The sequence below is a fragment of the Kitasatospora sp. NPDC057936 genome, assembly GCF_042887525.1.
Taxonomy (GTDB): domain Bacteria; phylum Actinomycetota; class Actinomycetes; order Streptomycetales; family Streptomycetaceae; genus Kitasatospora.
In genome coordinates this window covers 45,682-60,518 of record NZ_JBHVPD010000045.1, presented here as the reverse complement: position 1 = coordinate 60,518, position 14,837 = coordinate 45,682, and the positions used below count along the sequence as shown (strand labels likewise).

The 14,837-nt window shown below is 74.0% G+C and carries 12 protein-coding genes and 2 pseudogenes; 8 read left to right on the top strand and 6 right to left on the bottom strand.

Annotation, left to right across the window (positions count from 1 at the left end; translation table 11 throughout):
• Window positions 1-175: 175 nt before the first annotated feature.
• Window positions 176-1,723: a ricin-type beta-trefoil lectin domain protein gene (locus ACFVU9_RS23340; RefSeq protein ID WP_387596124.1), complete on the bottom strand. Its 1,548-nt coding sequence runs from the start codon at window positions 1,721-1,723 to the stop codon at window positions 176-178.
• Between the two features lie 465 nt (window positions 1,724-2,188).
• Here ACFVU9_RS23340 and ACFVU9_RS23335 point away from each other — a divergent pair, with 465 nt between their 5' ends.
• On the top strand, window positions 2,189-2,977 hold the full coding sequence (locus ACFVU9_RS23335; protein WP_387596121.1) for a G1 family glutamic endopeptidase: 789 nt from the start codon (window positions 2,189-2,191) through the stop codon (window positions 2,975-2,977).
• 34 nt (window positions 2,978-3,011) lie between these two features.
• Here ACFVU9_RS23335 and ACFVU9_RS23330 read toward each other — a convergent pair.
• Window positions 3,012-3,149 (bottom strand): annotated as a pseudogene (locus ACFVU9_RS23330) (RNA-guided endonuclease TnpB family protein); the annotation flags it as partial.
• Window positions 3,150-3,354: 205 nt separating this feature from the next.
• Window positions 3,355-4,806 carry an amidase gene (locus ACFVU9_RS23325; protein ID WP_387596118.1) on the bottom strand — a complete coding sequence of 484 codons (1,452 nt, stop codon included), beginning with the start codon at window positions 4,804-4,806 and terminating at the stop codon, window positions 3,355-3,357.
• A gap of 146 nt (window positions 4,807-4,952) precedes the next feature.
• Here ACFVU9_RS23325 and ACFVU9_RS23320 point away from each other — a divergent pair, with 146 nt between their 5' ends.
• On the top strand, window positions 4,953-5,564 hold the full coding sequence (locus tag ACFVU9_RS23320; protein ID WP_387596115.1) for a TetR/AcrR family transcriptional regulator: 612 nt from the start codon (window positions 4,953-4,955) through the stop codon (window positions 5,562-5,564).
• An 87-nt stretch (window positions 5,565-5,651) separates the two neighbouring features.
• Here the strand turns inward: ACFVU9_RS23320 and ACFVU9_RS23315 are convergent, their stop codons facing one another.
• On the bottom strand, window positions 5,652-5,957 hold the full coding sequence (locus tag ACFVU9_RS23315; RefSeq protein WP_380446844.1) for a hypothetical protein: 306 nt from the start codon (window positions 5,955-5,957) through the stop codon (window positions 5,652-5,654).
• 290 nt (window positions 5,958-6,247) lie between these two features.
• On the opposite strand from ACFVU9_RS23315, the pseudogene ACFVU9_RS23310 reads away from it, so the two are divergent.
• Window positions 6,248-6,885: pseudogene (locus tag ACFVU9_RS23310) on the top strand (dihydrofolate reductase family protein).
• A 6-nt stretch (window positions 6,886-6,891) separates the two neighbouring features.
• Here ACFVU9_RS23310 and fxsT read toward each other — a convergent pair.
• Window positions 6,892-10,392 carry an FxSxx-COOH system tetratricopeptide repeat protein gene (gene fxsT, locus ACFVU9_RS23305; protein ID WP_387596112.1) on the bottom strand — a complete coding sequence of 1,167 codons (3,501 nt, stop codon included), beginning with the start codon at window positions 10,390-10,392 and terminating at the stop codon, window positions 6,892-6,894.
• 183 nt (window positions 10,393-10,575) lie between these two features.
• Here fxsT and ACFVU9_RS23300 point away from each other — a divergent pair, with 183 nt between their 5' ends.
• The 5 genes from ACFVU9_RS23300 (at window position 10,576) to ACFVU9_RS23280 (ending at window position 13,734) form a co-directional block, all read left to right on the top strand.
• Window positions 10,576-10,797 carry a dTMP kinase gene (locus tag ACFVU9_RS23300; RefSeq protein WP_387596109.1) on the top strand — a complete coding sequence of 74 codons (222 nt, stop codon included), beginning with the start codon at window positions 10,576-10,578 and terminating at the stop codon, window positions 10,795-10,797.
• 272 nt (window positions 10,798-11,069) lie between these two features.
• Window positions 11,070-11,255, top strand: coding sequence for a YegP family protein (locus tag ACFVU9_RS23295; protein WP_380446848.1), 186 nt, complete (start codon window positions 11,070-11,072; stop codon window positions 11,253-11,255).
• A 257-nt stretch (window positions 11,256-11,512) separates the two neighbouring features.
• Window positions 11,513-11,896, top strand: a complete 384-nt coding sequence (locus ACFVU9_RS23290) for a nuclear transport factor 2 family protein (RefSeq protein WP_380495954.1) — start codon at window positions 11,513-11,515, stop codon at window positions 11,894-11,896.
• A gap of 75 nt (window positions 11,897-11,971) precedes the next feature.
• Window positions 11,972-12,985: a GlxA family transcriptional regulator gene (locus tag ACFVU9_RS23285; RefSeq protein WP_387596106.1), complete on the top strand. Its 1,014-nt coding sequence runs from the start codon at window positions 11,972-11,974 to the stop codon at window positions 12,983-12,985.
• A 254-nt stretch (window positions 12,986-13,239) separates the two neighbouring features.
• Window positions 13,240-13,734, top strand: coding sequence for an ATP-binding protein (locus ACFVU9_RS23280; RefSeq protein WP_387596104.1), 495 nt, complete (start codon window positions 13,240-13,242; stop codon window positions 13,732-13,734).
• 76 nt (window positions 13,735-13,810) lie between these two features.
• Here ACFVU9_RS23280 and ACFVU9_RS23275 read toward each other — a convergent pair whose 3' ends face one another.
• Window positions 13,811-14,614, bottom strand: a complete 804-nt coding sequence (locus ACFVU9_RS23275; RefSeq protein WP_387596101.1) for a CPBP family intramembrane glutamic endopeptidase — start codon at window positions 14,612-14,614, stop codon at window positions 13,811-13,813.
• Window positions 14,615-14,837: the final 223 nt, after the last annotated feature.

Sequence of the window (14,837 nt, the reverse complement as noted above, 5' to 3'; positions counted from 1 at the left end):
GGCGAGGAAGGCCAGCCCGGCGGCCAGGATGCCGAGGCCCGACCACGAGACGGCCGGCAGCCGTGGGCCCGGCACCCCGACGCCCCCGGGGGCGGCGCCCGGGGGCACGGCGGGGGTGTGCCGAGGGGGGGGGGGGGCGCGGGGGCGGCCCCCCCCCCCCACCACCGTCCGTGCCTTACGCGGCGAACGCGAACTTCTCGTTGCCCGCGCCGGGGAGGCAGTCCCACAGGATGACCGGCGTGCCGTTGTCCCAGACCGGGCCGGCACCCGACACGTTAAGGCAGCGCCCGCTGGCCGGGTTGAGGAACTGGCCGTCGGCCGTCATCCGGAACGTCTCGTTGCCCTGGCCGGGCACGCAGTCCCACAGGATGATCGGGGTCCTGTTGTCCCAGGTCGGGCCGCCGCCCGCCACGTTGAGGCAGCGCCCGCTCGCCGGGTTGAGCAGCTGGCCCGAGGCCGTCAGCTGGAACTGCTCGTTGCCCGCGCCCGGCACGCAGTCGGACAGGACGATCGGGGTGGAGTTGCCCCACGTCGCGCTGGTGCCCGAGAGGCCGACACAGCGTCCGCTCACCGGGTTGAGCAGCGCGGCGGTCGGACCGGCGGCCTGCTTGTCGGCGGAGGCGAGGACGAACGTCTCGTTGGCCTGGCCGGTGACGCAGTCCCACAGGATCATCGGCGTGCTGTTGGGCCACGGGCCCGCGCCGGAGACGTTGAGGCAGCGGTTGCTGGCCGGGTTGAACAGCTGGCCCGAGGCGTTCAGCTGGAACGTCTCGTTGCCGGCGCCCGGTACGCAGTCCCACAGGACGATCGGATTGCTGTTCGCCCACGGGCCCGCACCGGACACGTTGAGACAGCGGTTGCTCGCGGGGTTGAACAGCTGGCCCGAGGCGTTCAGCTGGAACGTCTCGTTGCCGGCGCCCGGCACGCAGTCGAACAGGATAATCGGGTTGCCGTTCGTCCACGGGCCCGCACCGGACACGTTGAGACAGCGGCCGCTGGCCGGATTGACGACCTGGTAGGCGCGGTTGACCAGACCGCCGATCCAGGAGGCGAGGTCGTCGGTGCGGGTGCCGATCGCGCCGGTGCGGGTCTCGGCGGGGTCGGTGCCGAGGCAGCCGCCCTGCCAGGAGCGGGAGGCGACGGCGACGAGCTCGGCCTTGCCGCCGGTCTCGCGCACGACGGGGGCACCGGTGTCGCCCTTGCAGATCGCGGCGCCGCCCTGACCGGTGACGGTGACGCCGGTGGGCTGGACGGCGTCGACGCCGAACAGGCCGGTGTGCGGCTTGGCGGGCACCCACTCGTCCACGGTGCGCCCGTACCCGGGCACCCGCAGGCTCTCGCCCGGAGCGGGCGCGGTGGTGGCGACGGCGAGCGGCGCGATGCCGTTCAGCGGGAGGGCCAGGCGGGCCATGACGAGGTCGCGCTCCTGACGCGGCGCCAGTTCGACGACGTCGGCGCTCTTGTCGCCGACGGTCACGGTCACCTTGCGCTTGGGCACGCCCGCGGCGAGGCCCTGCGGCCGGCCGGGGTCGTCCGCGAGGCACGACGCGGCGGTGACGACCCAGTACCGGTCGACGAGGGCGCCGGTGCAGGCGCGCGCGTTGTCGCCGATGGTGAGTTTGGCGGTGTAGGCGTAGGAACCGTCGGCGGCCGCGGGGCCGGTGACGGCACCGGCCACCGGGGCGGAGAAGGCGGCGACGGCACAGGCGGCCGCGGCCGCCATACCGAATATCCGCTGCAAGGATAACGTCCTGCGAGTCATCTTCTGTTTCCCCCAAGTGAATTGAGAATTCTCTGGAAAGATTCCGGCCGACGGCCGGCCCGGGATGCACGACGGAACACCGGCGACGGGCCACACCACCCCCGGACCACGGATGGACGCAGGCCGGGGTCAAGGAGTGGCAACGCCCACATCCTGTCGTCGCAAAAAATACTGTGTACGAGTGATGGTCCGTCAAGTCCTTTGCCGATTGCTCGCGGTCGACCGAAACGGCTTCCACGGATGAATGATGGTTCGCGCCAATACCAGTGACAATGCGGCAAGGACCCCGGTTTGGCCGTCCGGCCTTACGGGTGAAGCCACGAGGATTCCGAGACCCGTCACCCCGCCTGACGCACCGGCAGAACTACCGTGAGTGACTGACCGTCAGTCCGGATTCCCCCGCCCGTCCCCAGGGAGCACCGCACCATGCCCGCAACCCGCCACCGCATGCTCGCCACCGCCGCCCTCGCCGCGGCGGCCACCCTCCTGGCCACCACCCCCGCACTCGCCCGGCCCGCCGGCCCGGCCGCACCGGCCCTCCTGCGGGCACCGCTGCTGCGCCCGGACGGGGACGCGCACCAGGGCGGCCCGCACGACGGCCGTGCCGACGGCACCAGCGCCAACTGGGCCGGCTACGCGGCCACCGGCGCCAAGTTCACCAGCGTCAGCGCGAGCTGGGTCCAGCCGGAGGCGCACTGCACCACCGAGGACACCTACTCCAGCTTCTGGGTGGGCCTGGACGGTGACGGCAGCCGCTCGGTCGAGCAGAACGGCAGCTCGGCGGACTGCGTGGGCGGCAAGCCGCAGTACTACGCCTGGTTCGAGATGTACCCGGCGTACCCGGTGATGTACAAGGACAAGGTCGAGCCCGGCGACCACTTCGCGGCGAGCGTCACCGCGACCGCCACCGGGAGGTTCACCCTGACGATCACCGACGAGACCCAGCACTGGAGCCACGTCCAGCACAAGACCCTGGCCAGCGCGAAGCTCGCCTCGGCGGAGGTGATCGCCGAGGCGCCGTCCACCCTGTCCGGGCCGCTGCCGCTGACCGACTTCGGCACCGTCGCCTTCACCGGCGCCAAGGCCAACGGCAAGCCGATCGGCGACTTCGGCCCCGAGAACATCACCATGGCCGACCACGACCACACCGTCCTGGCCACGACCTCGCCCCTCAGCGGCGGCAGCGCCTTCGAGGTGACCTGGAACCACGGCTGACCCGCCCCGGGACCGGCCGGGGGCCGCAGCACGGCTTGGTCCAGCGGAACCGGACCCGGCCGACCTTCGGGATCTGCACCATGCCCCAGCGGCGGTGCACACGGACGATGTTCAGGTCACGGCCCTGCGGAATGTCCACCGACATGACGGACCGGTGACGGGCCTTGAAGCTTCGGGTCGACCTCGTTGTCGTGGGCACCCTGACCGGTGGTCCTGAAGTCGGAGGCGGCGGTGTACAGGGTGCCGCCCCAGAGGTAGCCGACGCCGCCGGACGCGTGCACGATGGTTCGTGCCCCCGATCGTCCGGCGACGAGTATCGCCGATGATCATGCGGCCGTCACGCGGGTATCCCCGTCGTGGCGGGGCGGGCCGGTGGGTCAGGCCCCGTGGTGGTCGCCCGCCCAGACGGCGGGGGTCCGGCCGGCCCAGGGGGCGGCCTGTTCGAGCTGTCCGGCGAGGCGGAAGAGGACGTCCTCGCGCCCGTGGCCCGCCGCGAACTGGATGCCGATGGGCAGGCCGGTGGCGGGGTCGGTCTGCAGGGGCACGGACATGGCGGGGGTGCCGGCGACGTTGAACACGGCGGTGAAGGGCGAGCGGTGGAAGACCTGCCGGAGCCAGCCGGGGCCGTCGGCGCCCTCCGCGCCCTCGGCGTACGTGCCCAGGGGGACGGGCAGTTCGGGCAGGGTCGGGGTGAGCAGCAGGTCGTACTCGGCGAAGTAGCGGCCGATCGCGCGGGCGACGGTGTTGCGCATCGCGAGCGCGTGGACGAACTCGGTGCCGCCGACCTCCCGCCCGTAGGCGTAGCTCGCGAGCATCTCGGGTTCGACGGTGGTGGGGTCGACGGGCCGGCCCGAGGCCGCGGCGAGGCCGTCGATCCAGGTCGCCAGGTTGGCGCTCCACAGGCGGGCGTTGGCCAGGACGAACTCCTCCCAGCCGGTGCCGAGATCGACCCGGACCTCCTCCACCCGGTGGCCCAGGGACTCGGCGAGCCGTGCGGAGCGCAGGGTGGCGTCGATGATGGTGCCATCGACCGCGCGGCCGCCCCAGGGCTGCGTGAGGAGGCCGATCCTGAGGCTGCCCGGGGAGCGGGTGACCTCCTGTGCGTAGGACCGCTCGGGGCGCGGGGCCGTGTAGGGGTCGCCGGCCTCGGGGCCGTGGACGAGGTCGAGCAGGGCGGCGCTGTCGCGGACCGAGCGGCTGAGGGCGCCGTGGACGGCGAGCCCGTTGAAGACCTCGTCCGCGTCGGGGCCCATGGAGATCCGGCCGCGGGTGGGCTTCAGCCCGAACAGGCCGTTGGCGGCGGCGGGGACGCGGATGGAGCCGGCCGCGTCGGTGGCGTGCGCGAGGGGGACGATGCCCGCGGCGACGGCGGCCGCCGAGCCGCCGCTGGAGCCTCCGGGGCTGCGGTCCGGGTCCCAGGGGTTGCGGGTGGCGCCGTACAGGACGCCTTCCGTGGTGGTGCTGTAGGCGAACTCCGGGGTCGCCGTGCGCCCGAGCGTCACCAGTCCGGCTCGGCGGAAGCGGGCCATGAGCGAGGAGTCGGCCGCGGCGACGTTGCCGGCGGCGAGACGGCTGCCCAGTTCCACCCGCTTGCCCGCCATCGCGACGGCGAGGTCCTTGACCAGGAAGGGCACCCCCGCCAGCGGCGTGCTGCCCGGTGCCGGCGCGTCCTCGGCGGGCCAGGTCTCGACGACGGCGTTGATCCGCGGATTCACCGCCTCGCACGCCAGTCGGGCGGTCGCGGCGAGTTCGGCGGCGGTCACGTCGCCGCGGGCCACCAGGGCGGCCAGGGCGACGCCGTCGTGGTCCGCGTACTCGGAGAGCTTCATCTTCTTCGTCCGTCCAGATCCGTCCAGGGAAAACGATACCGAAAGGTCTCGCACGATACCGATCGGTATCGCGTGGGACTGATCGGTACCGTAGCATTGCGGCCAGGCGGCTCGACGCCCCATCGGGCGGACCGGCGGAGGGTGACATGGCGGACACGGCGGACACGGCGAGAGTCAGCAGGCGGAGCCGGGTGGCCAAGCTGCCGCCCCGGGAACGGATCCTCGACGCGGCGGAGGAGCTCTTCTCGCGCGAGGGGATCAGGGCGGTCGGCGTCCAGGCGATCGCCGACCGGGCCGAGACCACCAAGATGGCGCTGTACCGCCACTTCGCGACCAAGGACGCGCTGGTCGAGGAATGGCTGCGGATCGTCGCGGCCGACTACACCGCCGCGTTCGACCGGCTGGAGACCGCCCACCCCGACGACCCCCGGGCGCAGATCCTCGGGATCGCCCGATTCATCGCCGACGGGCTCCCCGGGATCTCCCACCGGGGCTGCCCGTTCATCAACTCCATCGCGGAACTGCCCGACCGCGCCCACCCCGCGCGCCGGCTGATCGAGGCCCACAAGGCCCGCCAGCTGCGCCGCCTCGCCGACCTGTGTGTCCGGGCCGGGCTGCCCGACCCGGACGGGGCTGCCGCGGAGATCACCTTCGCCCTCGAAGGGGCCCAGGTGAGCGCCCAGAACCGGAGCGTCGAGCACGCGGGCGAACGGCTCGTACGGATCGTCGGGGCCGTCCTGGACCGCCCGGCGAGCTGAGCGGCGGGCGGCCCGGAGACGCCGGCGGGGCTGCCGGGGGTCCCGTCGCGGGAGTCCCGGCAGCCCCGTGCGCCCCGGCCGCGGGGCCTACTTGAACTGGGGGTAGTAGTCCAGGAGCGAGGAGTTCACGCTGGTGCAGTAGGCGTAGCTCCACAGGCCGCTGCCGGTCGGCTTCCAGGGACCGTACACGTTCTCGCCGTTCTGACAGACCGCCATCGCCCGGAAGACGATGTGGCTGTCGGAGCGGGGGCACATGGCGCCGTAGGTGTTGCCGTCCCACCACTCCTGGCAGACGTCGGTCGTGGTCGCCGACGCCGGTGCGGCGGTGGCCGTCCCGAGCGCGAGCGATCCCGCGGCGACCGCCGCCAGTGCCAGTGCGCGTACCTTGAGCATCGAATCCCCTCCAGCCGGACGTTGCGTCAGCCGGCCCGCGCCCTGCACCGCGGACCGCCGTCGAATCTAGGTCGGCCGCCGGGGGCGTCCGGTGCGCGAGCGCACAGTCGGGGGCTCCGCGCGGTGCCGATCCGCACAGTCGTCCGCCCGCGGCCGGCGCATGATTGCATGGCGTGAGCGATCCGCGACGCGGAGTACCGGTTGCCGTCGGAGCGATGAGTTTCCCGGCGGCCGCGGGTCTGCATCCCGACCGGACCGACCGGCACGACCGACTCATCGGGAGCAAGGCAATGGGCCTCATCCACATCGAGCTGTTCACGACCCTCGACCTCGTCGCGCAGGCGCCCGGCGGGCCCGACGAGGACCCCGAGGGGTTCCCGTTCGGCGGCTGGCAGGCGCCCCTGCTGAACGAGACCACCGGCGCGCAGATCGCCGCCGCGTACGAGGGCACGGACGCCCTCCTGCTCGGGCGGCGCACCTACGACATCTTCGCCGCGTACTGGCCGAAGCAGGAGGGCGGCCCGTTCGCCGGGCTCTTCTCAACAGCGTGCCGAAGTACGTGGCCTCCCGCGGCGAGCCCGACCTCCCGTGGGCCGGCTCCACGCAGCTCGGCCCGGACCTGGTCGCCGCGGTGCGCGGGATCCGCGAGCGGCACGAGCACGTGAAGGTCGTCGGGAGCCTGGACCTGGTGCAGACCCTCCTGCGGGAGAAGCTGTTCGACCGGCTCGACCTGTGGGTGCACCCGATCGTGCTCGGCGTCGGCAAGAAGGTGTTCGACACCGGTGCGGTGCCCACCAACGTCACGCTCCTCGAACCGCCGGTGGCCGGCCCCACGGGCACGGTGTTCCTGCGCTACGGGATCGCCGACGGGATCCCCCGGACGGGCGACATGAGCGCCCCCGACCGCGGTCTGGGCAACGGCGGCTGACGGGCCTCAGCCCAGCTGGTCGGCGATGCGCTGGGCCTGGTGGCCGGCGCCGCGGCGGCGGAGGTAGCGGATGCGGTCGAGCATCAGGACACGGACGTCCGTGTCCCGGGACTCGTGGGCGCGGGAGGGCGCCAGGTGCGGCCAGATCGTCTCGTAGAAGGGCCAGTTGGCCGGGTTCTCGGCGCTTCCGACGGCCAGGCGGGCCTCGACGAGCAGGCGGTGGACCGCGTACCGGGCGGTGTCCCGCTCCTCCCCCGTCATCTCGGCGCGGACGGCCTCCCCGACCATCCGGTGCACCCGGATGGCGTCCGCCGCGTCCGCGGTGACCAGGCCGTACCGCACGACCGAGGGGAGGACCCAGGCCAGGCGGCGGGGGACGAGGTGGGCGGCGATCGGTCCGGGGCCGAGGTGGGCGCACAGCCGCATCAGCTCGACCGCCGAGGCGGCGTGCGGCCGCAGGTAGGCGGCGGCCACCCGCCAGTGGGCGCGCACGACGGGCAGCGGGTCCGCCGGGCCGCCGCCGGCTTCCCGCAGCCGGGCCGTCTGTTCGCGCAGGGCGGCCAGGTAGTCGGCGGCCGGGGTGCCGGTGGCCTTGAGCCAGGCGCCGGCCAGGTCCACCGCGAGCGGCAGGTCGTCCACGGCCGCGGCCACCGCCTCGGCGTCGGCGCGGGCGAGGGCGCCCTCCGTGCGGCGCATCAGGTGGTCCGTGCCGGTGGCGCGGGTGAGCGCGTCCAGGGTCACCGCGGCGGTCGGTGCCACGGCGCCCGGGGTGACCGCCCGGGCCCAGCGCGGGTCGCGCGAGGTGACCAGGACGTGGCCCGCGCCGCCGCCGGGGACGAGGTGGACGACCTCGCCCGGGTCCTGCGCGTCGTCGAGGACCACGAGCCACCGCCCGTCCGTCCCGGCGCTCCCGTACTGCAGCTCCACCAGCGCCAGGCCGGCGGCGCGCGGCAGCTCCGCGCCGTCCGCCAGGCCCAGCACCCCGGCCAGCTCCGCCAGCCGCGGCAGGACCTCCTGCGACTGGCCGGCGTCGATCCACCAGACCAGGTCGTAGTCGGCCCTGAAACGGTGCGCGTACTCCAGTGCGAGCTGCGTCGCGCCCACCCCGCCGAACCGGTCCCGGGCGCGGGGCGCCGGCCCCACCACCGTGACGGCGCCCTGTTGCAGGCGCTCGCGCAGGAGCCCCAACTCCTCCGCGCGGCCGGTGAAGTGGCGGTTGCGCGGCGGCACGTTCCAGATCTTCGGACGGCGGCCGGGAAAGCGCGGCGCGCCCGCCGTGTCCGGGGCCGGGAGCTCCTGGCGGCCGAGGGCGGAGAGCAGCCGGGCCGCCGCCTGCGGCTCGTCGGCGTCGGCCAGGTCCACCAGGTCGAACCGGTTGAGCCGCTCGGACGGCGGCACCGGGACCACCCGCACCTGCACCAGCCGGCGCCGGGCCCCGAAGGCGTGCTCGACGACGGCCCACTCCCACGCCTCCCCCACCGCGTCCGAACGCAGGTAGGCCGGGGAGAGCACGACCACCACGACCGTCTCCACCGGGCGCGCCATCCCCGGCCCGGCGTCGCGCGGCAGGACCCGGAAGCCCGCCGCCTCCAGCACGTGGGCGATCCACTCCGCCCACATCCGGTCCTCGGGCACGAAGCTGAGGTGGACGTCGACCGGCTCGGCGGGGACCGGCCGGTGGTGCGGCTGCGCCGGCGAAGCCGGGCGCGGGAGCCCGGTGACCCGGCCTCCGGTGACGGCGGCGGTCAGGCGCTCGTAGGCCGCGAGCAGGCCGGCGGGGGCGCCCGGGTGCGGTGCGGCGGCGGCGAGCGGCCGCCCGTCGTCGTGGAGCGGCCGGTACGGGATCTCGACCGTCTCCACCGGCTCCGTGGCGGGCAGGCCCGCGAAGCGCGCCGCGGCCAGGGCCCGGCCCATCTCGGTGACACCCTCGTGGGAGCCGTCGACCATCGTCGCCACCGGGAGGATCCGCACGGCCCGCTCCCCCTGGCGTCCGGCGATCCGCAGCGCGATCCGCGACGCGTCGTCGATGCTGCGCCCGCTCAGGGTGAAGCAGACGACCAGGTCGTCCGGCAGCTGCTCGGTGCAGATGTCGGCCATGGTGGACAAGCCGGTGCAGCCGTCGACCAGCACGTAGTCGTACTGCCGGCGCAGCTCCTCCCGCAGGTCGCCGAAGTACCCCTCGTCGGCGAACGCCTGGGTGCCGCGCGTCAGTTCGGTGACCTGGCGCTCCCTGCGGCCCACGAGCAGCACGTCGAGCAGGCCGCCGGCGGCGAACCCGGAGCGGTCGACGGTGCGGACGGCCCCGCGCACGCTGCGGCCCAGCCACTCCCGGCCGGGCCTGCCGCTCGTGCGCGCCTGCTCGTCGCGGAAGTCGAGGAGCAGGCTGAGCACGCCCCGGGCGCCCTCCGGCGCCGACGGCGCCAGGAGGCGCCCGAAGTGGCGCTCCAGGCTCGGCGCCTCGAACCCGAGGTCCGCCACGAGCACCCGGTGGCCGTTGGCGGCCAGGATCCAGGCGCAGTTCGCCAGCGCCTCGGGGCGGCCGATGCCGTCCTCGTAGGAGTAGAAGGTGACGATGCGCCCGTCGGCGCCCCCCGGGCCGGCGTTCCCCGGGCCGCCGGGGGCGAGCGCGGGCAACGGGTCGCCCGGGTGGGCCAGTTCGCCGGAGATGCGGCGGACGGTCCGCTCGTCCTGCGCGTACACCTCGCCCGCGCGCGTCAGCGCCCGGTCGATGTCGAGCGCGGCGGGGTCCGCAGCGTCCGCGGGGCCCTGCCGGGCCGGCAGCGGGTGTGCCGGCCCGGCCGCACCGCCCTGCAGCAGCGCGACCTGCTCGGTCAACCGGACGACCTGGTCGAGCACTTGGGGCAGCAGCCGTTCCGTCTCGCTGCGCAGGGCCTCCGTCCGCACCAGTTCGCCGACGGTCCGGCGCTCCTGGGCCTGGGCCCGCGCGAGTTGTTCCTGGGCCGCGAGCAGCCGCGCGATCTCCTCGCGGTGGCCGAGCAGCGCGTCGCGTTCGACCGTCAGTTCGCCCACCCGCTGCTGGAGCGCCTGGAGGATGCCCAGCAGGAGCATGACGAGCCTGGTGGTGTTGTCCAGCGTCCGCTGGAGGTCCTCGCGCTGGTCCTCGGCGCGGATCAGCCGCTGGTGGAGGCTCTCCAGGTGGGAGCGGTGCTCGTCCGGGTCCGCGCCGGCACCCGCGCGGCGGGCCGGCGTGTGGCGGGACACGGGGTCGCGGGCCGCCTTCAGCAGGCGCAGGGCCCGGATCCGGTCGTGCGCGTCGCGGGTCGTGGCGGCCACCACCTTGAGGACGAACTCCTCCTCGGGCACCTTGCCGCTCAGGTACGTGCTGACCGTGCTCGGCGCCAAGCCGACCACCCCCGCGAGGCCGGTCAGCGACGTCCCGGCCTTCTCCAGGAGGTGACGCAGGAACTCGGCCAGCTCCTGCGCCTCGCGCGTGTCGGCCCGGACCTCCCCCAGGGGCCGCCCGCCCCGGTTGCCCTGCGCCGCCACCCGCTCCCCCAACTCGCCTGTTGCCGCCCGGCCTTGCCGCCATTATCGCCCTTGCCGCCGAACAACCCGGGTTGTTCGGGCCTGACCTGGGACGGAGCGGCGAACAACCCCGGCGAACCCGCGCACGTGCCAGCTTGGTCCCGCCGGGACCACCCCGGCGCGAACAACGAGCGGAGACTCGCCATGGCCTTCCTGCCCCTCAGCCCCCGCGGCATCGGCAACCTGCAGCGGGTGCTGCTGGTCGCCCTCCTCTCCCCCGCGCTCGTGATCACGGTGCTCGCCACCGTGCCCGCCCTCACCGTCCTGCCCTTCCTCCCGGACGGCACCCGCCGCACCGTCGACCTGCTGCGCACCCACGCGAACGCGGCCTCCGCACTGCTGAGCGCCAGCCGCGCCGAGCGGTGAACACGGCCCCGGGCGGGGAACACGAGTGCCTCCGGCCACGGCGGAATCGCCGAGACTTCGCCGAGCCGCCCGCCGGCTTCGTCAACGGAACGGAACTCCACCACGCCTTCTTCGACCCCTGGTGGCGCTGAGTCACGAGAACGCCGCTTCCCCCCGCAAAATACCGCCACCCGGGCACCCGCCGGCCACACCGTCCGTAGCCGGGATGCCGAACGGGCGGCCTGCTCGCAGGCTGGAAGGAGCAGTGCCCCGAGCACCGGCAGGAGGACGGCATGGCCGCACACTTCGAGGTCTACGAGGACAAGGCCCACCAGTGGAGGTTCCGGCTCAAGGCGGGGAACGGGGAGATCGTCGCGGTCGGCGAGTCCTACCCGACCAGGCAGGGTGCGCAGAAGGGCTGCGAGGCCGTGAAGCGCGCCGCCGCCGAGGCGGACATCGTCGCGCCCAAGGCGGCGTGAAGGCACCCGCGCGCGTGGGGCCCGCTGCCGGACGGCGGCGGGCCCCCGGTGTGCGGTGCCCCCGACGTGCGGTGCGGCGGCGGACCCCCGGTGTGCGGTGGCGGGCCGCACGGCTCGTCCGGGTTGGCAGGATCTTGTGGGCGAACGGTGCTGTCGTCCCTGGTGGAGGAGGCCGGGAAGGCGAAGACTCTTCGTGTACGTCGCCCGGTGGACCCCTGGCGCGCTCCGTGCGGCCGGTCCTCGACGAAAGGGAAACCGTGAACGACTTCAGGGCGAGGTTTGACAGCTCGGGGATCGAAGGCCTGCTGAAGGACTACTTCGACCTCCTCTACACCCAGGACATGGACCTGTTCGAACGGGTCTTCCACCCGGACTCGGTCCTGTACTCGGCACAGGACGGCGAGGTCGTCGTGCGCCCGCGCGCCGCGTACCGGGCGGTCATGGAGGGGCGGCAGTCGCCCGCCGAGGCCGGTGCGCCGCGGCACGACGAGATCCTCCTCATCGACGTCCTGTCGCCCGAGATGGCCCTGGTCAAGGTCCGGCTGCGCCTGTTCGGGAACACCATGGAGGACTACCTGAACCTGCTCAAGGTGGGCGAGCGGTGGACCGTCGCGGCCAAGCTCTACCACCGTGCGGCGTAGCACGGCACCCGCGCGGGCCCGCCGCCGGCACCCGCCGGCGCGCGGGCCCCGCTCCCGTGGCGGCGGGCCGGTGCCGTGCTGACCACCGTCGCCGTCGTGCTCGTCGACGGAGTGGCCCCGTTCGAGTTCGGCGTGCTCTGCGAGGTCTTCGGCGTCGACCGCTCCCCGGACGGCGTGCCGCCGTTCGACTTCCGGGTGTGCGGCGAGAACGCCGGCGCGCCGCTGTCCACCGGTGCGGGGTTCCGGGTCATCCCGTCGCACGGCCTGGAGGCGCTGCGGGACGCCGATCTGGTGGCGGTGCCCGCCGCCACGATCCGCGAGGACTACCCGCCGGCCGTCCTGGATGCGCTGCGCGCCGCGCACCGGCGCGGTGCGACCCTGCTCTCGGTGTGCAGCGGGGCGTTCGTGCTGGGTGCCGCGGGTCTCCTCGACCACCGTCGCTGCACCACCCACTGGAGCTACGTCGACGCCTTCGCGCGCCGCTTCCCCCTGGCGCGGGTCGACGGCGACGTCCTGTTCGTCGACGACGGCACCGTCCTGACCAGCGCGGGCACGGCCGCCGGCATCGACGCCTGCCTCCACCTGGTGCGCCGGGAACTCGGCTCCGCCGCGGCCAACGCGATCGCCCGCAAGATGGTGGTGGCGCCCCACCGGGAGGGCGGGCAGCGCCAGTTCGTCGACCTGCCGGTCCCCGAGGACCCGGGCGCCAGTCTCCAGCCCCTGCTCGGCTGGATGCGGGAGAACCTCGGCGCCCGGCACAGCGTGGCGGAACTGGCGCAGCGGGCCCGCATGTCGCCCCGGACCCTCGCCCGCCGCTTCAGCACGGAGATCGGCACCACCCCGCACAAGTGGCTGACCCTGCAGCGGGTCCTGCACGCCCGGCACCTGCTGGAGGAGACCTCCCTGGACATCGAGGAGATCGCCCACGAGACCGGCATGGGCGACGGCGCCCTGCTCAGGCACCACTTCCGGAAGATCGTGGGCGTCACCCCGAAGGACTACCGGGCGGCCTTCGCCGACCGCCCGGCGGCACCGGGGCCCTACCCTTCCCCCGCCGCGGACGGCGACCGGCGCCGTGGCGGCCGGTGACTTCCCGCCCGGAAACCCCGTGCGTCTCTTTTCGAATTTCCTTTCCCGGCCAGGGCCATCCTTTCAGGGCATCTCCCGCGTCTGCCAGGACCGTTGACGACACCGGTCCGCGAAATCCCGCCTCTCCGGGAATCCACACCATGTTTCCGGCGGCATGTTTCCGGCGCCTGGCAGATCTGCCCCTGGATGAATCGGGTGCGGTCGAAAAGACTGGCGTTGTCCCGATCGTCCGTCAAGGGAAGGGAATGGATCCCATGTCCTGGAGCTCCTGGGAGACACGGCGCCGACACGCCGTCACGTGGGGCCGGCACGCCTTCGGCACCACCCCCTCGCGCGACGCCCGGCGCCTCGCGTGCGCGTGGCTCGCGGCCCACGACTGCGACGGCGAGGTCATCGCGTGTGCCGGGCTCGTCGTGGCGGAACTGGCCGCCAACTCCGCCGAACACGGCGGGCGCCTGGACGCGCTGTGCCTCGACGTCTTCCCTTCGGAGCCCCGCGCTCCGGGCAGCCTGATCGTCGGCGTCTACGACCTCGGCCGGGACCACCCCTTCCACGCGGGCCGGTGCCGGCTCCCCGGCGAGGGGCTGCGGGAGCGGGGGCGCGGCCTCGGCATCGTCGCCGCCCTCAGCCTGGAGTGCGGGGCGGCCCGGCTCCACGACGGCCACCAGCACGTCTGGTGCCGTCTGGCCGTGCCCCCTCGCAAGGCGGCCGGACCCGCCGACGGCCCCGGAGTGCACGGCGGCGGCTGATCCACCGTCACGGCCCCGGCGGCGGGTGCGCCCGCCTCCGGGCCGCTTCACCGGGACGGCTCCTGCGCGGCGGCCTTCACGTCGTCCGTCCGAACCGGCCTCTGGCCACGCACACCATCGAGAACCCGCCGAGGACCAGCAGCGCGGCTCCCAGGAGCGGGTTCGCCCTCCCGTACAGGGACTGGCTGATCGTGTCGTAGAGGAAGTGCGCCAGCGCGAACGGCCAGAGGACCCTGTACCGGCGGTAGACGAACAGGAGGCCTCCCGCCCAGATCACGGCCTGGGCCAGGAACTGGACGCCGTAGTACAGGTGGAAGGGCAACCGCAGGGCGACCAGGACCGCCAGCTGGGCCGGCCACGGCCACCGCATGCGGGTCATGACGGCGACCGGGAGGGCGAGCAGCAGGGCTTCCTCCACGACTCCGGCCGTCGCGGACCAGAGCAGGATCCTGCCCGTGCTCATGCCGGTGTTCAGGACCTCCGAGGCCTTCGCGGATTCCGGCTGCGGGAAGAGGGCGAGGACGGCGAAGGCGGTCCGCATCACCAGGTACGCCGCGGCCACGGCCCCCAGGGAGCCGGCGGAGAACGCCTCCTTCCTGGGCGGAAGCCCCAGCTCGGACCGGCTCAGCCCGAGCCGTCGACGGCCGACGAGGAAGGCGACCGCCGCCACGAGGACCCCGGCGTAGACCAATCCGTCGTAGACGTCGACGAACCAGCCGGGAAGCCGGTCCGCCCGCCCGGCCAGGGTGTAGACGGCCGCCACCGTGGCGGCGCCGAAGGCGGCCAGGTAGCCGAGTCCCACCAGGCTCCAGGCCTGGACGGACCACCGCGGTCCGGGCCGGCCCGTGGGTGCCGGGTTTCCGTTGGCACAGCGATTCATCACGGCTCTCCGGCTGGGTGCAGGGCGAATTCCCGAGTGGACGTCATGTTTTCACCGCCGCGCCGGAGGCAGCCAGGCGCAGAAATGCCGCCGGGCCGCAAGAACCCGCCACCGTTCCGGGCAGCACGATCGGCTGCGGGAAAGCCGCAGGAATCGTGCGGGTTTCCACCGATGCCCCGCGTTCGTCCGCCGATGACGATCGGTTCGACGGTTCTCGCAAAAC